The sequence below is a fragment of the Streptomyces atratus genome (assembly GCF_014648655.1).
In the GTDB taxonomy this organism is placed as follows: Bacteria; Actinomycetota; Actinomycetes; order Streptomycetales; family Streptomycetaceae; genus Streptomyces; species Streptomyces atratus.
Window position 1 is genome coordinate 104,217 of the sequence record NZ_BMRN01000012.1, and the last position, 20,838, is coordinate 125,054.

At 69.6% G+C, this 20,838-nt stretch carries 18 protein-coding genes and 1 pseudogene; 14 read left to right on the plus strand and 5 right to left on the minus strand.

The window, feature by feature from the left end; all coding sequences use genetic code 11:
- Positions 1 to 22: 22 nt before the first annotated feature.
- Positions 23 to 2,350 (plus strand): protein translocase subunit SecD, encoded by a 2,328-nt coding sequence (gene secD / locus IEZ15_RS21335; protein WP_189278938.1) that lies wholly within the window; start codon positions 23 to 25, stop codon positions 2,348 to 2,350.
- A 142-nt stretch (positions 2,351 to 2,492) separates the two neighbouring features.
- Positions 2,493 to 3,236, plus strand: a complete 744-nt coding sequence (locus IEZ15_RS21340; RefSeq protein ID WP_114249408.1) for a YoaK family protein — start codon at positions 2,493 to 2,495, stop codon at positions 3,234 to 3,236.
- On the opposite strand, the gene IEZ15_RS21345 is transcribed toward IEZ15_RS21340, so the two are convergent.
- Entirely contained in the window at positions 3,226 to 4,089 is an 864-nt protein-coding gene (locus IEZ15_RS21345) for a helix-turn-helix domain-containing protein (protein WP_189278939.1), read from the minus strand. The two genes, IEZ15_RS21340 and IEZ15_RS21345, sit on opposite strands and share 11 nt — an antisense overlap.
- A 62-nt stretch (positions 4,090 to 4,151) precedes the next feature.
- On the opposite strand from IEZ15_RS21345, the gene IEZ15_RS21350 reads away from it, so the two are divergent.
- Positions 4,152 to 4,457 (plus strand): 4a-hydroxytetrahydrobiopterin dehydratase, encoded by a 306-nt coding sequence (locus tag IEZ15_RS21350; RefSeq protein ID WP_114247647.1) that lies wholly within the window; start codon positions 4,152 to 4,154, stop codon positions 4,455 to 4,457.
- A gap of 257 nt (positions 4,458 to 4,714) precedes the next feature.
- Here IEZ15_RS21350 and IEZ15_RS21355 read toward each other — a convergent pair whose 3' ends face one another.
- Positions 4,715 to 5,677: a LysR family transcriptional regulator gene (locus IEZ15_RS21355; protein WP_189278940.1), complete on the minus strand. Its 963-nt coding sequence runs from the start codon at positions 5,675 to 5,677 to the stop codon at positions 4,715 to 4,717.
- Positions 5,678 to 5,756: 79 nt separating this feature from the next.
- Between IEZ15_RS21355 and IEZ15_RS21360 the strand changes: the two genes are divergently transcribed.
- From IEZ15_RS21360 to IEZ15_RS47090, 7 genes and pseudogenes are all read left to right on the plus strand, one after another.
- Entirely contained in the window at positions 5,757 to 6,500 is a 744-nt protein-coding gene (locus IEZ15_RS21360; protein ID WP_189278941.1) for a class I SAM-dependent methyltransferase, read from the plus strand.
- A gap of 119 nt (positions 6,501 to 6,619) precedes the next feature.
- Entirely contained in the window at positions 6,620 to 7,573 is a 954-nt protein-coding gene (locus IEZ15_RS21365; RefSeq protein ID WP_189278942.1) for a class I SAM-dependent methyltransferase, read from the plus strand.
- 82 nt (positions 7,574 to 7,655) lie between these two features.
- Positions 7,656 to 9,218: a PucR family transcriptional regulator gene (locus IEZ15_RS21370; protein ID WP_189278943.1), complete on the plus strand. Its 1,563-nt coding sequence runs from the start codon at positions 7,656 to 7,658 to the stop codon at positions 9,216 to 9,218.
- A 542-nt stretch (positions 9,219 to 9,760) separates the two neighbouring features.
- A complete protein-coding gene (locus tag IEZ15_RS21375; RefSeq protein ID WP_189278944.1) occupies positions 9,761 to 10,324 on the plus strand; it encodes an aldehyde dehydrogenase family protein in 564 nt (187 codons plus the stop codon).
- Entirely contained in the window at positions 10,321 to 11,478 is a 1,158-nt protein-coding gene (locus IEZ15_RS21380) for a CaiB/BaiF CoA transferase family protein (protein WP_189278945.1), read from the plus strand. The genes IEZ15_RS21375 and IEZ15_RS21380 overlap by 4 nt, the downstream gene beginning before the upstream one ends.
- A 76-nt stretch (positions 11,479 to 11,554) precedes the next feature.
- Positions 11,555 to 12,733, plus strand: coding sequence for an acyl-CoA dehydrogenase family protein (locus tag IEZ15_RS21385; RefSeq protein WP_189278946.1), 1,179 nt, complete (start codon positions 11,555 to 11,557; stop codon positions 12,731 to 12,733).
- Positions 12,734 to 12,861: 128 nt separating this feature from the next.
- Positions 12,862 to 13,004 (plus strand): annotated as a pseudogene (locus IEZ15_RS47090) (amino acid transporter); the annotation flags it as partial.
- Here the strand turns inward: IEZ15_RS47090 and IEZ15_RS21390 are convergent.
- The gene (locus tag IEZ15_RS21390; protein WP_189278947.1) at positions 13,000 to 13,152 is read right to left on the minus strand and encodes a hypothetical protein; all 153 of its coding nucleotides are present in this window, start codon (positions 13,150 to 13,152) and stop codon (positions 13,000 to 13,002) included. The pseudogene IEZ15_RS47090 and the gene IEZ15_RS21390 overlap by 5 nt on opposite strands.
- Before the next feature lie 403 nt (positions 13,153 to 13,555).
- On the opposite strand from IEZ15_RS21390, the gene IEZ15_RS21395 reads away from it, so the two are divergent.
- Entirely contained in the window at positions 13,556 to 14,176 is a 621-nt protein-coding gene (locus tag IEZ15_RS21395) for a hypothetical protein (protein WP_189278948.1), read from the plus strand.
- A 357-nt stretch (positions 14,177 to 14,533) separates the two neighbouring features.
- On the opposite strand, the gene IEZ15_RS21400 is transcribed toward IEZ15_RS21395, so the two are convergent.
- Positions 14,534 to 15,016 carry an RICIN domain-containing protein gene (locus IEZ15_RS21400; RefSeq protein WP_189278949.1) on the minus strand — a complete coding sequence of 161 codons (483 nt, stop codon included), beginning with the start codon at positions 15,014 to 15,016 and terminating at the stop codon, positions 14,534 to 14,536.
- 87 nt (positions 15,017 to 15,103) lie between these two features.
- On the minus strand, positions 15,104 to 15,940 hold the full coding sequence (locus IEZ15_RS21405; RefSeq protein WP_114247656.1) for an aldo/keto reductase: 837 nt from the start codon (positions 15,938 to 15,940) through the stop codon (positions 15,104 to 15,106).
- A gap of 421 nt (positions 15,941 to 16,361) precedes the next feature.
- On the opposite strand from IEZ15_RS21405, the gene IEZ15_RS21410 reads away from it, so the two are divergent.
- The 3 genes from IEZ15_RS21410 to IEZ15_RS21420 all read left to right on the plus strand — a co-directional run bounded on the left by IEZ15_RS21410 (position 16,362) and on the right by IEZ15_RS21420 (position 20,827).
- A complete protein-coding gene (locus IEZ15_RS21410; protein WP_189278950.1) occupies positions 16,362 to 17,144 on the plus strand; it encodes a Tat pathway signal sequence domain protein in 783 nt (260 codons plus the stop codon).
- Between the two features lie 11 nt (positions 17,145 to 17,155).
- Positions 17,156 to 19,000, plus strand: coding sequence for an alpha-L-fucosidase (locus IEZ15_RS21415; RefSeq protein WP_189278951.1), 1,845 nt, complete (start codon positions 17,156 to 17,158; stop codon positions 18,998 to 19,000).
- 186 nt (positions 19,001 to 19,186) lie between these two features.
- Positions 19,187 to 20,827, plus strand: a complete 1,641-nt coding sequence (locus tag IEZ15_RS21420) for a glycosyl hydrolase family 8 (protein WP_189278952.1) — start codon at positions 19,187 to 19,189, stop codon at positions 20,825 to 20,827.
- Positions 20,828 to 20,838 lie beyond the last annotated feature (11 nt).

Genomic DNA, 20,838 nt, shown 5'->3' on the forward strand with positions numbered 1-20,838 from the left:
GGCGCCCCCTCGGAGGAAACCCATGACTCGCGCCACCACGGTGCGAGCGGTTCTGGCTGCGGCCGTCCTGCTCGTCTCCGTGCTCATCGCACTGACCATGTCACCCAGACTCGGCCTCGACCTTCAGGGCGGCACCAGAATGGTGCTCCAGGCCAAGGACTCCGACACCGCGAAAGCGGACCGGGAGAGCACCGACCGCACCCTTGAGGTGCTCCGCCAGCGCATCGACTCCCTCGGCGTCACCGAACCCACCCTGACCCGCTCCGGCGAGGACCGGATCATCGTCGAACTCCCGGACGTCCAGGACCCGCGCAAGGCCGCCGAAGTCATCGGCAGAACCGCCCAGCTCAGCTTCCACGCGGTCCAGGGCCCCGCCGCGCAGAACGGCGACAGGGCGGACGCCAAGGGCGACGCCGAGGCCGGCAACGGGCCGACGCTCCCGGACGAGCAGGGCCGCTCCCTCGACCTCGGCCCGGCCCGGCTCTCCGGCGCGGGCGTCAAGGACGCCACCGCCGCGTTCGACGCCCAGCAGGGCGCCGGCTGGACCGTCTCCCTCGACTTCCACAAGAAGGCCGGCCGGGACTGGACCCGGCTGACCGGTGAGGCCGCCTGCCACCCGGTCCAGGACGACCGGCGCCGCGTCGCCATCGTCCTCGACCAGCAGATCATCTCATCGCCACAGGTTTCCCCCTCGGTCGGCTGCAACGTCGGCCTGCCGTCCGGGTCCACCCAGATCACAGGCTCCTTCAGCGCCGACGAGGCCCGGGAACTGGCCCTGCTCATCAAGGGCGGCGCTCTGCCGCTCCCCGTCGAGATCGTCGAACAGCGGACCGTCGGCCCGACGCTCGGCGCCGCCGCCATCGACGCCAGCGCCCGGGCCGCTCTCATCGGCGCCGCGGCCACCGCACTCTTCATCACCATCGTCTACCGGCTCTTCGGCGCGCTCGCCGCCGTCGCGCTCGGTGCCTACGGGCTGATCTCCTACGCGGCCCTGGTCGCCCTCGGAGTCACCCTCACCCTGCCCGGCCTGGCCGGGTTCGTCCTGGCCATCGGGATGGCGGTCGACGCCAACGTGCTGGTCTTCGAACGGGCCAGAGAGGAACACGCACAGCACCCGGGCCGCTCCCTGCGCTCCTCGCTGACCGCCGGATTCCGAAACGCCTGGAGCGCCGTCGCCGACTCCAACGTCACGACGCTGATCGCGGCCGGGCTGCTCTTCTTCCTCGGCTCCGGGCCGGTGAAGGGTTTCGGTGTCACACTCGCCATCGGTGTGCTCGCCTCGATGTTCTCCGCACTCGTCATCGCCCGCGCACTCACCGACATCGCCGCACGCTCACGATTCGTCAGCGACTACCGGGGCATCAACGGTATCGCCGCCCCCGGCCGGGTACGCACCTGGCTGACCCGCCGGGATCCCCAGCTGATGCGTTCGCCGCGCCGCTGGCTGCTCATCTCCACGGCACTGATCGCCGTCGCGGTCCTCGGCATCGTCGTACGCGGCGTCAACCTGGGCGTCGAATTCACCGGCGGCCGGCTCGTCGAGTACTCGACGAGCCGGCCCGTCGACGTCGAGCGGGCTCGCACCGCTCTCGCCAATGCGGGCTTCGCAGACGCCGAGGTCACCACGGCGGGGGCGGGCGACCTCTCCGTACGCACCGGAAAACTCGACAACGACGGCGAACACGCCCTGCGCGCCGCCCTCGCGGAGGAGGGCGGCGAAACCACCAAGGTCCGCGACGAACTCATCGGCCCCAGCCTCGGCGACGAACTCCGGCGCAACGCCCTGATCGCGCTCGGCATCGCCGTGCTCGTACAGCTGGCGTATCTGGCGATCCGGTTCCGCTGGACGTTCGCCGTGGCCTCGGTCGCGGCGCTGGTCCACGACGTCATCATCCTGGTCGGCGCCTTCGCCTGGCTCGGACGCACCGTTGACGGCATCTTCCTGGCCGCACTCCTCACCGTCATCGGATACTCCGTCAACGACTCGGTTGTCGTCTTCGACCGGGTGCGGGAACTGTGGGCGAAGGCCCGTCGCGTGCCTCTCGCCACGGTCGCCAACCAGGCCGTTCTCCAGACCGTCCCCAGAACGGTCAACACCGGAATGGGTGCCCTGTTCATCCTGACCGCACTTGCCGTGCTGGGCGGCGACTCCCTCGCGGACTTTGCGCTCGCCCTGCTGATCGGCATCTGCGTCGGCACGTACTCCTCGGTGCTGACCGCCGTACCGGCTGCGCTCCTCCTGGAGCGGAGCAGCAAGGCCCCGCCGCCCGCCCGGAAGCGGGCTCCCGGACGCCGGTCCGGTACGAAGACGGCGCGCCGGGATCCGCTCGACAACGGGGCACGCGTATAGCGGCTCCGCAACGCACATCGCCCCCGCCCCGGGAACCGGCCTCCTTCCGGGCGGGGGCGATGTGCGGCGGTCGTGGTGTTCCGTGTGCCGGAGGCGGCACAATTTCGACCACCCACCCCGTGATCGGAGCGTGCCCGTGTCACTGTCCGTCGTGCTGCGTGAGGCATGGTCCACCGTCGTACCGGACATGAACGACCGGCATGGACCGCTGCCGCCCATGATGCTCGCCCTGACCGTCGTCACCGGGCTGGTCGACGCCGTCAGTTACCTGGAACTCGGCCGGGTCTTCGTCGCGAACATGACCGGCAATGTGGTCTTCTCCGGCTTCGCGATCGCCGGAGCCCCCGGATTCTCGTTCGCCGCCTCGCTCGTCGCACTCGCCGCATTCGCGGTGGGGGCACTGCTCGGCGGCCTGATCGTGCACCGTGCCCTGACGCATCGCGGCCGGATGCTGTTGTACGCGCTCCTCGTCGAGACCGCCTGTGTCCTGGCCGCGCTGATCGTCACTCTGGCCTCCGGCCATCCGTTCGTGGGTGGGGTCCGCTTCGCGCTCATCGCACTGCTCGGACTCGGACTCGGTGCGCAGAACGCCATCTCCCGGGCGCTGGCGGTCCCCGACCTCACCACCACCGTGCTGACCCTGACCATCACCGGCATCCTCTCCGACAGCCGCTTCGCCGGCGGAGGCGGCAGCAAGGCCGGACGGCGGGTGCTGTCGGCAGCCGCCATGATGACCGGAGCATTCGTCGGAGCCGTGGCCGTACTGCACGGGCACCCGCGACTTCCCCTGCTGCTCGCCGTGGCGGTCCTGGCGGTCGTGACCACGGCCGCGATCGTCCTGGCGCGGGCCGACGCCCCCTGGATCCGCCCGATCGTCAGGAAGTGAGGGAACGCAGATGGTCGGCGGTCGCCCGGTCGGCGGGCAGGAACGTCTCGATGGCCAGCTCGGCCACCGTCACATCCATCGGGGTATTGAACGTCGCGATGGAGGAGACGAACGAGAGCACCTGCCCGCCGTGCTCGATATGCAAGGGCAGCGCGAACGGCAGGGAGGACGCGGGGCCGGCTCCCGGGTTCTCCCCGACAGGGCTCCCGGCGCCCCCGCCGCTCCCTGCGGCTCCGGCCCCCTCGGCCCTGTCAGCACCTTCCGGTGCGGGATAGCCCGCGACCTCCTCGTACAGCTCACGCAGCTCCGCAGACCGGGCCAGGGCGATCTGACGCTCCATCTGCGCCAGCAGATCGGCACGCCACTCCCGAAGATTGCGGATGCGTGGGGCCAGGCCCTCCGGATGGAGAGTGAGCCGCATGGCATTCAGCGGCGGGGCCAGCAGATGCCCGGCCACTCCCTCCAGCAGCATTGCGATACCCCGATTGGCCGCCACCACGTTGTACATACCGTCGACGACGAGCGCCGGGTAGGGGTCGTACCCCTGGAGCAGTCGCTCCATCCCCTCGCGCAGCGCGCCCAGCGCCGGGTCGTCGAGCGCGGTCTGTGCGTAGCGGGGCGCGTAACCGGCCACCACCAGCAGGGCGTTGCGTTCCCTGACCGGGATGTCGAGATGCTCGGCCAGCCGCAGGATCATGTCCTCGCTGGGGCGGGAACGGCCCGTCTCGATGAAGGAAATGTGCCGGGCCGAGGAATCCGCGCGGAGCGCCAGCTCCAGCTGGCTGATGCGACGCTGCTCCCGCCAGCTGCGCAGCAGCGGCCCTACCCCCGTGTCAAGCGCGACAGTTGTCATACGAAGACCGTAACGTCACCGGCACCGCCGACCGGCACCGATCGCTCGTAGGGAGTCGCAGCATGCCCGCCGCACCATTGTCGCAGAAGGAGATCGAGGACCGTCTGGGTGACCTGCCCGGCTGGTCGCTGGAGGGAGACCGGATCACGTGCACCTACCGGCTCCGCACGCATTTCGCCGCCGTCGGGCTGACCGTGCATGTCGCCCAGATCCAGGACGAACTGAACCACCACTCCGATCTGACCCTCGGCTACAACACCGTCACCCTGTCCGTGAACACCCACGACGCGGGTGGTGTGGTCACCGAGAACGATCTGAACCTGGCCGCGCGGGTGGTGGCGATCGCCGCCGGACACGGCGTGAGGTAGCCGGATGGGCGGGCACGCCACTGAACACCGGGCCGGGGGGCCGGGACGGGCGGGCCATGTGCAGCCGCGCCGCGGGCAGGCCGCTCGTGCGCGATGACATGTCACAGTGCAGGGCTGAAACGGGGTGCGTGATGGCATGTCATATTGCAGCGCCGAGACGGCGGAGAAGTGCGATGACATGTCACATCGCTTGCGGAGGAGGGGAAGTGCGATGACATGCCACATCGCGTGCAGAGGCGTGGATGTGCGATGGCATGTCACATCGCAGCGCCGAACCGTGGATGCGCGGCGAGCCATCGCGTATAGCTCTCGCTGCGCTCCACCGCCTCCGCGTACGCCGCCCGGCTGTGTCCGCTCACCGCTCCGGACGCCGCTGCGGCCGCTGCCGAACGTGGATGCCAGCCCAGCAGATGGCGCCAGCTCAGCGGCGAACCGATGAGCGGGCGCGTCACCAGACCCGGGGCCGGCGGGAACGTCGCCCGGCACAGTCCGACCGCCCGCCCCACCTGGACGAGATGGACGACGGACGCCGTGTCCGTCTCGTACACCGAAACCGGACTGAACCCGGCCCGTGCGCAGGCGCCCACGAAACAGTCCGCGAAACAGCCGTCGCCCGGAACATCCGCCCAGCACTCGTCCGCCAGGGACGAGAGGTCGAGCTCCTGTTCACCGGCGAGCGGGTGGGAGTCCGGCAGCATCACAAAGACCGGATCGACCCCGATCATCTGCCACGTCAGCCGGTCGTTCGCGGGCGGAGGGCTCTCCCCGCAGGCCCCGATGAGCGCGAAGTCGAGTCTCCTGTCGACCAGTTGGGAGGCGATCTCGACGACCGACCAGGAGGTGTACGTCGACACGGGCGCGGCCGGATGCGCGGCGACCAGGCGGTCGACGAGACCGCCCAGCAGCGGGCCGTGCGTGCCGCCCAGCCGGAAGCGCTCCATCGTCCCCCAGGCGTTGGCGAACCGCACCGCCTCCTCCTGGAGCTCGCTCACGGCGGGCAGCACCACCCGGGCCCGTTGGAGTACCAGCTCACCGAGGAGCGTGGGCCGGGCACCGGTGTGATCCCGCTCGAAGAGGGGGCCGCCGAGAGCCTTCTCGATCCGTCGCAATTGCGCGCTCAGCGCAGGCTGGGCGAGCCCGAGGGTGGCGGCCGCCTTGGTCGGGCTCCCGGTGTCGGCGATGGCACGCACAGTACGCAGATGGCGCAACTCCAGCTCCATGAACGCAAGTTATGGGCCCGGCGGCCCACCGGCAATATGCCGGTGTCCATTCGGTCGGGTGTGTCCTAGAGTCGGCCAGGTGCTGAACTATGACACCGTGGCAGCCCACTACGACGCCACGCGCGGCGGCGTGCCCAGGGCCGAGGCCGCAGCCGCCGCAGTGCTCGGACTGATCCCGTCATCCGCCCGCACCCTTCTGGACATCGGCTGCGGTACGGGACTGGTCACCGAGCGAATAGCCCTTGCCCGCCCCGGACTCGGCGTGTTCGGTACCGATTTCTCGTACGGCATGGCACAGGTCGCTCGGCAGCGGATCGGCGCGGTGGCGCTCGCCGACGCACGCCGGCTGCCGCTGCCGGACGCGGCGGTGGACGCGGTCGGCGCTGTCTGGCTGCTGCACCTGCTGCGTGGGGAGGGGGATGTGCGGGCGGTGGTGTCCGAGGCGGCGCGGGTGCTGAGGCCGGGCGGTGTGTTCGTCACCACCGTCGACAAGGACGTGGCCCACGACGTGGGCAGCGACATCGACGAGGCATTCGCCCCCCACCTCGACGCCGATCCGTCCGATTCCGCGGATCTGATCGTCAGGTACGGCTCGGAGGCCGGCCTCGATGTGGTGGGGGAGGCCCACTTCCGCGGCCATGGCCAGGGCCAGAGCCCGCTGAGTGCGGCACAGAAGGTGCGCGAGGGCTATTTCGCCTCACGCCTGAACCTGCCGGGGACGGCGGCCGAGCGGCTTGCGACCGTACTGACGTCCCTGCCCGAGCCCGACAGGCCGCGAGCAGATCCGCGGTACCGGCTGCTGGCACTGTGTGCGAGAGACTGAGACGGCGACTGCCTGTCCCGAGCGCGTCCGGGGCATCGGCCCGAGGAGTACCGGTGCAGCGGCTTGCCGAACCGGCAAAGAATCTTGCCAGGGGGTTGATGCGTGGTGAGGCTGTCCCCATGAGCCAGCACACCGACCACGGTCACCATCACGACACCACCGGCAGCCATCAGCACGACACCACCTCTGGTCATCACCACGGCAGCACACCGGGACACCAGCACGACACCACCGACATCGACTGGGGCGTCATGGGCCCGCGGCTGGAGCAGAACGCCGAGCTCAGCCGCCCGCAGTACGAGGAGGCGGCCCGTTGGATCGCCTCCCTGCCCACGGCCCCGAAGGTGCGCAGGATTCTCGACATCGGCAGCGGACCCGGCGTGATCGCCTGTCTGCTCGCCGAGGTGTTTCCCGAGGCGGAAGTCGTCGCCGTCGACGGCACCCCGGCGCTTCTGGAACGCACCCGGGCCCGCGCGCAGCGGCTCGGTCTCGGTGACCGGGTCCGTACACAGCAGGCCGACATCCCCGACGGCCTCGCCGAGCTGGGGGAGGCGGATCTGATCTGGGCGGGCAACGCCCTGCATCACATGGGTGACCAGCGCGCAGTCCTCGCCGGGTTCGCCGCGCTGCTGCGCCCCGGTGGGACCGTCGCCCTGGTGGAGGGCGGTCTGCCGCCCCGCCAGCTCCCGCGTGACATCGGCATGGGGCGGCCGGGTCTGGAGGCCAGGCTCGACGCGATCACCGCGGACTGGTTCGAGGACATGCGGGCGTCACTGCCCGGGACCAAGCGGGAGACCGAGGACTGGGGCGCCCTGTTCACCGCGGTGGGTCTGGACCCGCAGGGCACCCGCAGTTTCCTGCTGGACCTTCCGGCGCCGCTCTCCGAGCCGGCCCGCGACCATGTCATCGCCGAATTCGCCCGTCGGCGCGAGATGTTCGAAGAGTCCCTGATGGCCGACGACATCGCCGTACTGGACCGGTTGCTCGACCCCGAGGACCCGGCCGGGCTGCGCCGCCGCCCCGATGTCTTCCTGCTCACGGTCCGTACGGTGCACCTGGGGCGACGGGGGTGACCTGTGCTGACCTGCTAGGTTCCCGGGACACGGCGGACCGGGCAGGCCGGTGCGCGGGGACCGGGGAACGGGGGACGAACGCATGGGCGTATCCCTGAACTGGCTGACCCGCCGCCGCGAGCTCGGACTGACCGTGCTCGCGGGCCGCAGTGCACTCGACCGCGAAGTGGCGTGGGCGCACAGCATCGAACTGGCCGACCCCACCCCTTGGCTCAGTGGCGGCGAGCTGTTGCTCACCACCGGCCTGAGGCTGCCGGGGACACCCGCGGGGCAACGTGCCTACGTGGCACGACTGGCCGGTTCCGGCGTGGCCGCCGTCGCGTTCGGCACCGGCCTGTCCCATGCGCGGGTCCCGGCCGCCCTGGTCGAGGCAGCCGAGGAGGCCGGACTGCCGCTGCTCGAAATACCGCTGCCCACGCCCTTCGTCGCGATCACCAAGGCCGTGATGGAACGTCTGGCGGAGCAGAGTTACGAAGGGGTCGTGCACGCTTCCCGGATCCAGCTCCGGATGACCCGTGCCGCGCTGCGCGGCGCCCAGGCGGTCGTGCGTGAACTCGCTGTCTCGACCGGTACCCAGGTGCTGTACATGGACGGGGAGGGCGCCGTGCGGGCGTCTCATCCGCCGGGCTCGGCAGGGCCGGAACCGGTCGTTCTGGCGGAGCTGCGTGCTCCTGGAGCGGGTGACGGGGCCTCGGCGGCAGTGAGCACCGGGCCGCAGGGGAGCGTCGCGGCACAGCAGGTACGCGTCGGGCCCCGGGCCCACGGCCGCCTTGCGCTCGTCACCGGCCGGGAGCTGACCGCCGTGGACCACCTCCTCCTCGGTCACGCGGCGTCGCTCATTGCCCTCCATGAGGAGAAGCCACTGCGCCTCATGGACGAACAGCACCACGTCAACGGCCTGTTCCTGCGCATGCTCCTGGACGGGACGGTGTCCGCGCCCACGGCCCGCGCCCATCTCACGGAGGCCGGGTTCCCCGTGAGGGACGGAATCAGCGTGCTCGTGCTGCGCGGTGGCAGCCCCCGGCGGGCGCTGGACGCGGCGGGCAGCGATTTCGCCGAGCGGGGTCTGCCCCGCTTCGGCACCGTTCGCGGCGGGTGCGCGGTGCTGCTTCTTCCGGGCGACGGGTCGGCGCAGGCCCGTGCGCTCACCGACGGTGCGGCGGCCCGGCTGAGACCGAGGCCCCATGCCGGGCTGAGTGACACGCACGGTCTGGACGCGGTGCCCCAGGCGCTGCGCGAGGCCGCCAACGCCGCCGCGGCGGCCGAGGCACGCAGCGGGCACGAACTCGTCCCCTTCGCGTCGCTGGCGGGCCAGGTCCTGGTCACCGCGCCCGAGACCCGTGGTCTGCTGCGCGAGCTGTCCGCGGTCCGCATCGCCCCGCTCGCCGACTACGACCGGGAGCACGGCACGGATCTCATCGCATCGCTCCGTGCGTTCCTGGAGCATCACGGCCAGTGGGGCGCGGCCGCGACGTCCCTGGGAGTACACCGGCATACGCTGCACAGCCGCGTCGACCGGATCCGCGCGCTGTTGGACGTCGATCTCGGCTCCGCCCACGTACGGGCCGAGCTGCTGCTGGCGCTGTCGGCCTGGCCGGGGGAGAACGCCGATGCGGACGGGGTGGTCCGCACATCCCGGCCGTGAGGATCAGTCACCGGTGACACCGCGACACCGCTCTCACGCACCAGTGCCGCACCCTCCTGCGCGATCACCTCACCGAGCAGCCCCGAGCCCTCGTCGAGGAGTGTGTCCGGGATGGGCAGCGGCGGCAGGAACCGCAGTACGTTGCCGTAGCTTCCCGCGGTCGGCACCAGCGCTTCTCGCCCGGTACCGGGGCGTACCGGTTGAGCTTTTCGCACACGTCCAGGCAGGAGCGGTACGGGTTCACGAGGAAGCAGGTGCGGGTGAAGCGCTGCAGCTGCGCGTCGGCCCGCTCGGCGACCCGGGCGGCGGAGTGTGAAGAGTGGGGTGCCGGCGCACAGCGGCGCGGGCTGCCGAGCAAACCAGTCGTCCGGGCGCACCACCCATGGACGGATTGGAGTGCCCTGCGGTATCAGGGCGGGACATCTCGTCCACTGCGGGGACGCGTGCCGTGTGCCCAAGATGTGGCTTCGCGATCCCGACCGTCACCGGCCGGGCACTCGGCAGGTCGCCTCGCGCAAGGACGCGTATCGAGAGGAAGGCACATGCAGCACACCCCAGCCACCGCCTACGCGGCGGATCCCGCACCGGATTCCGCGCAGCAGACGCCGTTGCTGCGCCACCTCGTGGCCGGGCAGTGGCGGAGCAGCGACGGTGCCGAGCTCATCAGCACCAACCCCGCCCGCCCCGAGGAGACGGTCGCGACGGGGCACCTGGCCGGCCACGCCGAGCTGGATGAAGCCGTGGCGGCCGCCCGCGCGGACCTGCCCGCCCGGGCCGCGCTGCCGCACCGGTCGTGCGGCCGGGTCCCGGCCCGTGCCGCGGACCGCCTCGACGCCCGCGCCGCCGAGTGGGGCGAGGAGCTGTGCCGCGAGGAGGGCAAGACCCGCGCCGAGGGCGTCGGCGAGTTGCGGCGCGCGGCCGAGATCCTGCGCTACTACGCCGCCGGGGCCGACCGCCCGTCCGGTGAGGTCTTCGCGTCGCCGCGCCCCGGCGAGCAGATTCGGGCCGTACGGCGTCCGGTGGGTGTGACCGCGGCCGTCGCACCCTTCACCTTCCCTGTCACGACCACGGTGTACATACGCGGTTCCCGGACGGTGATCCGGTGAACGCTTCCGTTCCCGGCCCTCTGTCGGGTGTCGTGGTCGCCGACTTCGGACGGGTGCTGGCCGCCCCGTACGCCACGATGCTCCTGGCGGACCTGGGCGCCGACGTCATCAAGGTGGAACGTCCGGGCACCGGCGACGACACCCGGGCCTGGGGCCCGCCGCGCGCCCATGACGAGTCCACCTACTTCCTGTCCGTGAACCGCAACAAGCGGTCCTTCGCCGTCGATCTCGGCACGGAGGAAGGACGCCGCGACGCGCACGAGCTGGTGCGCCGCGCCGATGTGCTCTTCGAGAACTTCCGCCCCGGCACGATGGACAAGTACGGGCTCTCCTACGAGGAGGCCCACGCGCTCAACCCCGGCATCGTCTACTGCTCGGTGACCGGATTCGGAGCCGGTGAAGGCGCCTCGCTCCCCGGCTACGACCTGCTGCTGCAGGCGGTCGGCGGGCTGATGAGCGTCACCGGGCCCGCACCTGGGCAGCCCGTCAAGACGGGCGTGGCGCTGGTCGACGTACTGACCGGCCTGCACGCGGCCGTGGGGGTCCTGGCGGCGCTGCGCCACCGCGACGCGACCGGCGAAGGCCAGCACGTCGAGGTCAGTCTGCTGTCCTCGCTGCTGTCGAGCATGGTCAACCAGGCGGGCGGGTACACCCTGGCCGGCCAGGTGCCGGGCATCCTCGGCAACCGTCACCCGTCCATCGCCCCGTACGAGGTGTACGGGGCTGCGGACCGGCCGCTGGTCGTCGCCGTCGGCAACGACCGGCAGTTCCTCGCCCTGTGCCGGGGCCTGGGCGCAGACGCGCTCGCCGCCGATCCCAGGTTCGCCTCGAACGCGGACCGGGTCGCGCACGTCGATGCGCTGGCCGAGGAGATCTCCGCACGGCTCGCCCTGCGTACCGCCGCCGAGTGGTTCGACCTGCTCACCCCGCTCGGGGTGCCCTGCGGTCCGGTCAACGACCTTGCAGGCGCCTTCGACCTCGCCGAACGCCTGGGCCTGTCCCCGCGGGTCGCACCGGCCGACGCGGACCCCGACGACCCGATGCGCCTGGTGGCCAACCCCATCGGGCTGTCCCGTACCCCGCCGCGTTACGAGCGGCGCCCGCCGCGGCTCGGCGAACACACCGAGGACCTCAGGCGCTGGCTGGACAGCTGACCGCCCGGCCGGCCCGCCGCCGTACCCCGCACTCATTCCGATCGACACCGGCAGCACGTACCGAAGGAGTTCCCCCATGCCCCCGGCCAAGCGCCTCAAGGACCCGCTCGACCTGCTGGACATCGCCTCCCTGCTCACCGACGAGGAGCGCGAGATCCAGGCCACGGTCGCCCGATTCCTGACCGAGCGGGTCCGTCCGCACATCGGCCAATGGTTCGAGGACGCGCACTTCGCCCGCGAACTGGCGCCCGAACTCGGCAAACTCGGTGTGCTTGGCATGCACCTGGACGGCTACGGCTGCGCGGGCACGGGCGCGGTCAGCTACGGACTCGCCTGCCTGGAGCTGGAGGCGGCCGACTCGGGTCTGCGCAGCTTCGTGTCCGTCCAGGGATCCCTCTCCATGTTCTCGATCCGGCAGTGGGGATCGGAGGAACAGAAGCAGGAGTGGCTGCCGCGGCTCGCCGCAGGTGAGGCGATCGGCTGTTTCGGGCTGACCGAGCCGGACTTCGGCAGCAATCCGGCCGACATGCGTACCCGGGCCGTCCGCGACGGCAGCGACTGGATCCTGAACGGCTCCAAGATGTGGATCACCAACGGCGGTATCGCCGATGTCGCCACCGTCTGGGCGCATACCGAGGACGGGGTGCGGGGCTTCCTCGTCCCGCGCGGCACCCCCGGCTTCACCACCAGCAACATCAAGCAGAAGATGTCGCTGCGTGCGTCGATCACCTCCGAGCTGCACTTCGAGGACGTCCGCCTGCCCGGTTCGGCCATCCTGCCCGGGGCCCGGGGACTGCGCGGCCCGCTGTCCTGCCTGAACGAGGCCCGCTTCGGGATCCTTTTCGGCGCGGTCGGCGCCGGGCGCGACTGCCTGCAGGCGACGCTCGACTACGCCGACTCGCGCATCCAGTTCGGCAAGCCGATCAGTGCCTTCCAGCTCACCCAGCGCAAGCTGGCCGACATGGCACTGTCGCTCGGCAACGCCGCCCTGCTCGCGGTGCATCTGGGACGACTCAAGGAACGGGAGACGCTGCGGCCCGAGCAGATCAGCGTCGGCAAGCTCAACAACGTACGCGAGGCTCTGGCCATCGCCCGCGAATGCCGGACCGTACTCGGGGCCAACGGCATCTCGCTGGAGTACTCGCCCCTGCGGCACGCCAACAACCTCGAATCGGTCCTGACCTACGAGGGCACCAGCGAGATCCACACCTTGGCCGTCGGCCATGCCCTCACCGGGCAGGCGGCCTACCGCTGACACACGGGGCGTCATGACGCCGCGCAGCCGACGACCGGCTCGTTCGCCGAGTACGCGCGCACCGCCTTCGGCGGCCGGGCCGGGTTCAGCGTGGGATGGCTCTACCGGCACCTCTGGGCCATCGTCGTCTCACCTCGATGCTGTCCTGTCTCAACTCCGGCCTGTACACGGCGTCCCGGATGCTGCTCGTACTGTCGGGCAACCGCGAGGCACCGGCCTCTTGCCTCAGGTCAACCACCGCGGAGTCCCGGTACGCGCCGTGCTCGTCAGTACTTCGTCGCCGACAGCCGCTCGCAGCTGTTGATGAGCATCCTGGCCTGGGGCGTCGCGTTGCTCGCGTACGCTGCGGGCTGGGCTCTGCGCTCCGGACGGCGGGACGCACCGGATACGGCCGGCGTCGCCGTGGAATGAGTGCTCACCCGCGGCCACAGGGCACCCGGCGACCCGGGGAACGCTCTTCGGCACGCACTATCGGCGCGTCACTGCAGGTCAGGGCGGGTGGGACTGCGGATGACGGGCAATCAGGGCGGTGGCGTACGGCTCCCGCCCGGGCCGTGTCAATAGAGACACGCCGCCACCAGGGGTGAGAGGGCATCAGGAAGTCGCCTGGACGGGCTAATGCCATATCAATGTGCCCATAAATAAGGGCGATTGGCAGATTGTCAGATTATCCGGAAGTGGCATTTGGGTGTCTTGTGTACCCCGATTGGCGCCCCGACCCCACCCCTTCCAACGTGTCCGATATGACAGCTATGGGGGCCGTCAGTACGTTCAATTACGGGTCGGCTGCTCGGCCGGCCTCTCTGAGACAGGAGAAGTGACATGGTTACGCGTTCCACTGTCGTTACTGCCGCACTCGCGGCTGCCGCGGCCTTGGCCGCCACCGGCATCACGTACGCCTCGGCCGCCTCCACGGAGCCGGCCCAAGCTGCCCCGGTCGTCCAGCAGCAGGCCGCCGCCCCCGTGTCGGCCCTCAACGGTGGCGAATCCGGCAACGGCAACGAGGGCAACGAGGGCAACGAGGGCAAGGGCAACGAGGGCAAGGGTGGTGGCTACGAGGGCAAGGGTGGTGGCTACGAGAACAAGGGTGGTGGCGAGAACAAGGGTCGCCGCCACTTCGAGGGCCGCGTCCACATCAACGAGCGCACCTTCAGCGCCCGGGAGACCGGCTGCATCACGGTAGTCAGTGGTCTTGGTTCCAAGACGCTCAACATCCGCAACGACAGCCGTCGGACCGTTGAGGTCTTCCGCGGCGCGACCTGCGACAACGGCGCCCCGCTGGCGACCGTCGGTCCCTGGAGCTCCAGCGACGGCGTCCACCCGGGTCGTGTCAAGGGTGGCGTGAAGGTCCACAACGGAGTGGTCGGCAGCTTCCGGGTGATCGAGCGCCACCACGGCGGTGGCGGCTACGGCGGCGGCGGCGACTTCGGCGACGACTACTGAGAGCGGTGATCGAGCACCATCACGGTGGCCGGTAACCGAGCACCACTAACAAGGCCGGTGATCGATTCACCCGCCTGACATAGAACCCCGGCCCGCCGGAATCGGGCCGGGGTTCCAGTCTGGACACTTCTGCCACGCCATACCGGAGCCGGACGGCGAGGCGCTGCCAGCTCGGCTGGACAGCCGTGCCGTACGTGGCCTTCGAGCCTTTGGCAGGACCCGGCGACCGGGGCGGCAGAACGTGGCGCCGGCGCGGCAGACGCCGCCCACGTCCCGGCCGCCGGGAGCCTGGCCAGGCATGGGGCCGGATTCCCGATGGCTCTACCGGGCCTGCGATCGAATCCGAACGACAACGGCTCAGACCATGGGGGTGTCCGACACCGGCTCCAACTGCCACCACTGGCTGGGGGAGTCGGTGTCCTCCCACTGCTGGACGCGGGCACCGTCCACCGTGCTGCCATCGGCCACTTCGAGGACGAGCCCGCTGATGAAACTGACCAGGGTCACCACCCCCGGCGCCTCCAGGTGCTGCTCGATCAGCCATTCCTGGGCGCCGTAGTTGTTGGCCCGCCACTGCTGGACCACGGCGCCGTTCTCGGTGGAGGCATCGGCGACGTCCAGCCGCTTGCCGCTGTGGACATTGACCAGGTGGTACAGCGCGGCACCCTCGTGCACGGGTGTCAGCTCCCAGTGCTGGGCCGCCGAACCGCTCTCCTCACCCTGCTGCACCGGGGCGCCTGCGCCCTTGGCGGAGCCGTACACATCCAGCAGCAGCCCGCTGCCCACATTGCGCAGCCGGTAGCGACCCGCTGCGACGACGGGTGCGGTGTCCCCGCTCATGTTCCGGTTCCTTCCTGGGCAGCGAGCCGCCGCCCGGCTCGGCAGCCGGGCGGCGGTCTGTGTTCGTCAACGGTGCAGCGACACGGCTCAGGCGCCGAGGTTGAACTCGCCCGGGTTCGGGCCGATACGCTTGCCCTCGTCCAGTGCGGCGAACGCGGCCAGGTCGTCGGCGTCCAGCTCGAAGCCGAACACATCGAGGTTCTCCACGATCCGGGACGGTGTCACGGACTTCGGGATCACCACATTGCCGGTCTGGATGTGCCAGCGGAGCACCACCTGGGCCGGCGTGCGGCCATGCTTCTGGGCGATCGCGACGACCGTCGGGACCTCCAGGAGGCCCTTGCCCTGGCCCAGCGGCGACCAGGCCTCGGTCGCGATGCCGTGCTTGGCGTGGAAGGCGCGCGACTCGGCCTGCTGGAGCTGCGGGTGGAGCTCGATCTGGTTGATCACCGGGACGACGGAGGTCTCGCCGAGCAGGCGCTCCAGGTGCTCGGGCAGGAAGTTCGAGACACCGATGGCCTTCGCGCGGCCCTCGGAGTAGATCTTCTCGAAGGCCTTGTACGTGTCGATGTACGCGTCCTTGGCCGGCACCGGCCAGTGGATCAGATACAGATCGACGTAGTCCAGACCCAGCTTGTCGAGCGAGGTGTCGAAGGCGCGCAGGGTGGAGTCGTAGCCCTGGTCGGCGTTCCACAGCTTCGTCGTGACGAAGAGCTCCTCGCGGGCGACACCCGAGGCTGCGACGGCCCTGCCCGTGCCCTCTTCGTTCTCGTAGATCGCGGCGGTGTCGATGCTCCGGTACCCGGACTCGATGGCTGTCGCGACCGCCTTCGCGGCCTCGTCGTCGGGCACCTGCCAGACACCGAAACCGAGCTGCGGCATCTCGACGCCGTTGTTGAGGGTGATGGAGGGGACCTTGCTCACGAGCGGTCGATCCTTACGTCGTCGGTTGGCATTCTCATGCTCAACGACCACAGGGCGCGATGCATTCCCTGCCGACCTGACGTTCAGCAACCCCTCACTGCCCCGACCGGGATCGACGCGACACCGACTCGATATTGCGCCGACCTTATTCGTCAGGACCATTGACCGAGTCCCGTCAAGGCGTAACTCTGGAGCATATCGCTGAACGTTGAACACTCTTGTGAACGCAACGGTTGGTGGCTCCGGAGAAAATAGCCACACCCCACTCAATCCTGAACCCCACCTCAGGAAGGCTGGTACGGCTTATGTCTGACCGCACGAAGACGTCGGATCACCGCCCGTACGGCGCGATCGGCCTGAGCTTCACCAGCCCGGACAGCACGCAGGCCGGCCGCCTTCTGCTCCGAGCGGGGTCGAAGCGATGAATCCCTCCAGGCGAGCGCTACTCGGTGCGGCAATCGGCGGCGCCGTGGCGGCCACCGCCGGGCCCTCCGCCACCGCGCATGCGGCGAGCTGGCGACTGCGCTGGTCGCCCTCGGCGAGCAGCGGCGGACTCGGCGCCTTCGAGACCGTCGAGGACGACCGGGCCGACTCCCATCCGGCGGGGCAGCCGCACATCCTCACCGAGGGCGACAACTTCCGGTTCAACATGCACACAGTCGACCGGGACACCTCGACGGACCGTCAGCGCCAGGAAGTGACCGGACTTCGCACCAGCGGCAGTTCCTACCTCAAGTGGCTGCCCGGCGAGACCTGGCGGATCACGTACCGGATGTACATCCCCGGCTCGCTGAAGGCGACCACCACCTTCACGCACATCATGCAGATGAAGCAGCCGGGCAACGGCACCTCGCCGATCGTCGTGCAGTCGCTGCGCCGGGTGAACGGCGTACAGACCATCGAGCTCAAGCTCGCCGTCGCCGACATCCTCGTCGGCCGCACAGACCTCCTACCGCTGCAGAACAAATGGATCGACGTCGACTTTCGGATCACGGTCGGCGACGGTACGGCGGGCTCGGTCCGCTGGATTCTGAAGGACGGTTCGACCACCGTCATCGACAAGTCGAAGTCCGGTGCCGACACCCTCCTCGCCGACCGCGTACGGCCCAAGTGGGGCATCTACCGGTCGCTCGGCGACACCTCGGGATCGCTGCAGGACACCCATCTTCTGCTCACCGGCATGCGCGGCTACCAACTGGTCTGAGGAGCTGATCCATGAACACCGGCAGACGTCCGCGCGCCCGTGTGCTGCTCGTCGTCGTGCTGCTGCTCGGCGCTCTCGGCCTGCAGGCACCGGCCCGGGCCGAGTTGCAGAACCCCCGTCAGGACTTTCTGCGCTCCGCCACCGCGGGCCTCTTCCTGCACTGGGGTGAGCGCACCGCACCCGCGCACACCGACTGCGCCGACTGGGAGTCCGACGTCACCTCCGGCGGCTGGAATCCCGACTACTGGGTCACCGAGGCCCAGAAACTGCACGCCCAGTACCTGGTGCTCGCCACCTTTCACAGTCGCCTCGGCTACGCCCGCCCCTGGCCGTCCGGTATCCCGGGAAGCTGTTCCACCGAGCGTGACTTCCTGGGCGAGACGATCGCAGCCGCCAAGGCGAAGGGGCTCAGGACGATCCTCTACATGACGGACGACCCCAAATGGCACAACGAGGGCGGGCACGAGTGGCTGGACTCGGCCGCGTACTCCGCGTACAAGGGCAGCTCCGTCGACCTGACCACCCGGGACGGCTTCGGGCAGTTCAGCTACGACAATTTCTTCGAGGTCATGGACCGCTATCCGGACCTCGGTGGCTTCTGGATCGACAACGACAACGCGTACTGGGAGAGCCATGACCTCTACGCGCAGATCTATCGGAAGCGCCCCCACTACACGATCAGCAACAATAATGAGGACACGCCGATCATGGACATGGTCAGCAATGAGCAGAAGACCGGGATGACGCCGCCGTACGACTATCCGCAGGCGGTCTACACGGCACAGCCCCGGCTCACCGAGGCCGACTTCAAACTGCCGTCCACGGGGGCCTGGTGGTACGACGGCTCCGATCCTGCCGTGGACAGGAAGCTCACCCTCGGGCGGCTGATCACCAACGCGGGCTCCTCGGTCAAGGCGCTGATGGCCGAGACGGCTCAGGTCAACGGCGTTTTTCCGGCCAATCAGGCCGCGTTCAACACGTTCGCCGATTCCTTCCTCGACCCCATCCGGGAGTCGCTGCACGGGGTCGAGGGCGGCGGATACATGTACGGCGGGCTGAAGCCCGGCTTCTGGAACGACGGTGCCCACGGCGTCACGACCGTCAACCGGGCCCACCCCGACCTGAGTTACATCCATGTCCTCACCCCGCCATCCACCTCCACCCTGAAGATCCGGGACAACGGGTACCGGGTGAAGCGCGTGACCAACCTCCGTACGGGAGCCCGCGTCCGCTTCGGGCAGTCGGGAGGCACCCTCAGCCTCACCGGCCTGGGGGCCTGGGATCCGTACGACACGGTCTTCAAGGTGACCACGGCCGGGCGCACCGGCATCATTGCGCCCTCCTCCTACATCATGACCGCCGGTGCCTCGGCGCCCGGGCACGCGGCGGCGGCCGCCGCCGACGGCAGCTACCTGACCTACTGGGACAACGACAAGTCGCTCCCCGCGCGACTCGACTACGACCTCGGATCGTCCGGGAAAGTGCGGTACATCGGGATCAACCAGCGTGAGGACTCGGTGAGTTACCCGCGATCCGATACCGAGCAGTCCGCACGGATCAAGGACTACAGCGTGTACGTCAGCAGCGACGGCGCCGACTGGGGGAGTCCGGTGAAGTCCGGCACGCTGCCCAGTGCGCGCGGGGTCGCGGTGATCGACATCCCCGCGACCCGTTCCCGGCGCGTCCGGCTGGAGGTCACCAGCACCTATGCCGCGTCCACGGACACGAGCCGCCACCAGCGGTTGCGGATCGACGAGACCTGGATCGGTACGGCCTACCCGGGCGGCAATGCGACATCGGCGTACGGCACCGGAAGGGTCACCGTGTCCGATCCCGGCCACCTCGACAGGAGGTAGAACGCCCTCTCGGACACGGGGCGGCGGGCTGATCCCGTCGCCCCTCCGGGCTGCCCGCGATCCGGTCAACCCGCTTACGCGTTCCGGGATTTGGGCCCGCGCGGGGCATTGACAGAACGAGCCCCAGGGAATCCTATGCAGTGTTGGTTAGGAACCTTTCCTAACGTCGAACCGGAAGGGATCACCGTGCACCCTGCCGCACCCCCACGCCGCATCGTGGCCGTCTTCGCCGGACTCAGCTGTCTGCTTCTGCCCCTGCTCGCCCACCTTCCGAAGGCCTCGGCCGCCACGGCCGCGTACGAGGCCGAGAACGCGAGCCTGTACCGGGCGGCCGTGGCGACGAATCACACCGGCTACTCCGGCACCGGCTTCGTCGACTACACCAACGTCGCCGGCTCGTCGGTGGAGTTCACGGTGAACGCCACCGCGGGCAGCACCTCGCTCGCCATCCGCTACGCCAACGGTACGACCACCAACCGCCCGATGGACATCAGCGTCAATGGTGCGGTCGTCGCCTCCGGGGCGGCCTTCGACGGGACCGGCTCCTGGGACACCTGGGCGACGAAGACCATCACCGCCCGGCTCGTCGCCGGAACAAACACGATCCGTGCCACCGCGACCACGGCGAACGGCGGCCCCAACCTCGACTACCTGGACAGCGCAGACGCCGCCGGTGGTCCCGCAGTGCCCTTCGGCAGCCATCGATTCCCGTACGCCGCAGGGACGCTGAAGCCGTCCGGCTCACAGTCCGCGCTCGACCAGGCCGTGATCAAGACGTACAACGCCTGGAAGTCCGCGTTCGTCAGGAAGAACTGTGGCAACGGCTGGTACGAGGTCATCTCACCGGACGCCGACCACCCCTACGTCGCCGAGGCCCAGGGCTACGGCATGGTCGTCACCGCGACGATGGCCGGAGCCGACCCGGAGGCGAAGACCGTCTTCGACGGCATGGTGAAGTACATGCTCGCGCACCCCTCGGTCAACAACGCCGACCTTCTCGCCGCCGAGCAGGACGCCTCCTGCAAGAGCGTCGACGGCTCCGACTCGGCGACGGACGGGGACCTCGACGCCGCCTACGGGCTGCTCCTCGCCGACAAGCAGTGGGGATCCACGGGCACGTACAACTACAAGGATCTCGCGGTCAAGCACATCAACGCCATCAAGAAGAGCGAGGTCAACCCGACCACCCACCTCATGCTGCTCGGTGACTGGTCGGACTCCGGTGAGTCCCACTACTGGATGACCCGTTCCTCGGACTGGCTGATCGACCATTTCCGCGCCTTCAAGACGGCCACGGGCGACGGCACCTGGGACACCGTGCGCACGGCCCATCAGAATCTGATTACCACCCAGCAGTCCAAGTACGCGGCGAACACCGGCCTCTTGGCGGACTTCGTCGTCAACACGAACACCACGCCCAAGCCCGCTGCGGGTGAGGTGCTCGAAGGCCCGGGCGACGGCGACTACTCCTGGAACGCCTGCCGCGACCCGTGGCGCATCGGCGCCGATGCCGTCACCAGCGGGGACGCGGCCTCGCTCGCCTCGGCGCGCAAGCTCAACTCCTGGATCAAGTCCAGGACCGGCGGCGACCCGAACAGGATCGTCACCGGCTACCACCTGAACGGCACGGCGTTCGACAGCGGCAACGACATGGCATTCACCGCCCCGTTCGTCGTGACCGCGCTGACCGACCCAAGCTCCCAGGCCTGGCTCGACGCGCTCTGGAGCAAGCTTGCCGCCACCTCGATCGACCCACAGCTCTACTACGGCGGGAGCGTCCAGCTGCAGTCGATGATCGTCGCATCCGGCAACTACTGGGTTCCCTGACGGAGGTTCAG

Excerpts from the sequence above, each read along its gene's own strand:
- IEZ15_RS21395 (WP_189278948.1), top strand. The coding sequence starts at position 13,556 with ATGGTTACGCGTTCCACTGTCGTTACTGCCGCACTCGCGGCTGCCGCG.
- IEZ15_RS21350 (WP_114247647.1), top strand. The coding sequence starts at position 4,152 with ATGCCCGCCGCACCATTGTCGCAGAAGGAGATCGAGGACCGTCTGGGT.
- IEZ15_RS21375 (WP_189278944.1), top strand. The coding sequence starts at position 9,761 with ATGCAGCACACCCCAGCCACCGCCTACGCGGCGGATCCCGCACCGGAT.
- IEZ15_RS21370 (WP_189278943.1), top strand. The coding sequence starts at position 7,656 with ATGGGCGTATCCCTGAACTGGCTGACCCGCCGCCGCGAGCTCGGACTG.
- IEZ15_RS21345 (WP_189278939.1), bottom strand. The coding sequence starts at position 4,089 with ATGACAACTGTCGCGCTTGACACGGGGGTAGGGCCGCTGCTGCGCAGC.
- secD (WP_189278938.1), top strand. The coding sequence starts at position 23 with ATGACTCGCGCCACCACGGTGCGAGCGGTTCTGGCTGCGGCCGTCCTG.
- IEZ15_RS21400 (WP_189278949.1), bottom strand. The coding sequence starts at position 15,016 with ATGAGCGGGGACACCGCACCCGTCGTCGCAGCGGGTCGCTACCGGCTG.
- IEZ15_RS21385 (WP_189278946.1), top strand. The coding sequence starts at position 11,555 with ATGCCCCCGGCCAAGCGCCTCAAGGACCCGCTCGACCTGCTGGACATC.
- IEZ15_RS21410 (WP_189278950.1), top strand. The coding sequence starts at position 16,362 with ATGAATCCCTCCAGGCGAGCGCTACTCGGTGCGGCAATCGGCGGCGCC.
- IEZ15_RS21365 (WP_189278942.1), top strand. The coding sequence starts at position 6,620 with ATGAGCCAGCACACCGACCACGGTCACCATCACGACACCACCGGCAGC.
- IEZ15_RS21415 (WP_189278951.1), top strand. The coding sequence starts at position 17,156 with ATGAACACCGGCAGACGTCCGCGCGCCCGTGTGCTGCTCGTCGTCGTG.
- IEZ15_RS21355 (WP_189278940.1), bottom strand. The coding sequence starts at position 5,677 with ATGGAGCTGGAGTTGCGCCATCTGCGTACTGTGCGTGCCATCGCCGAC.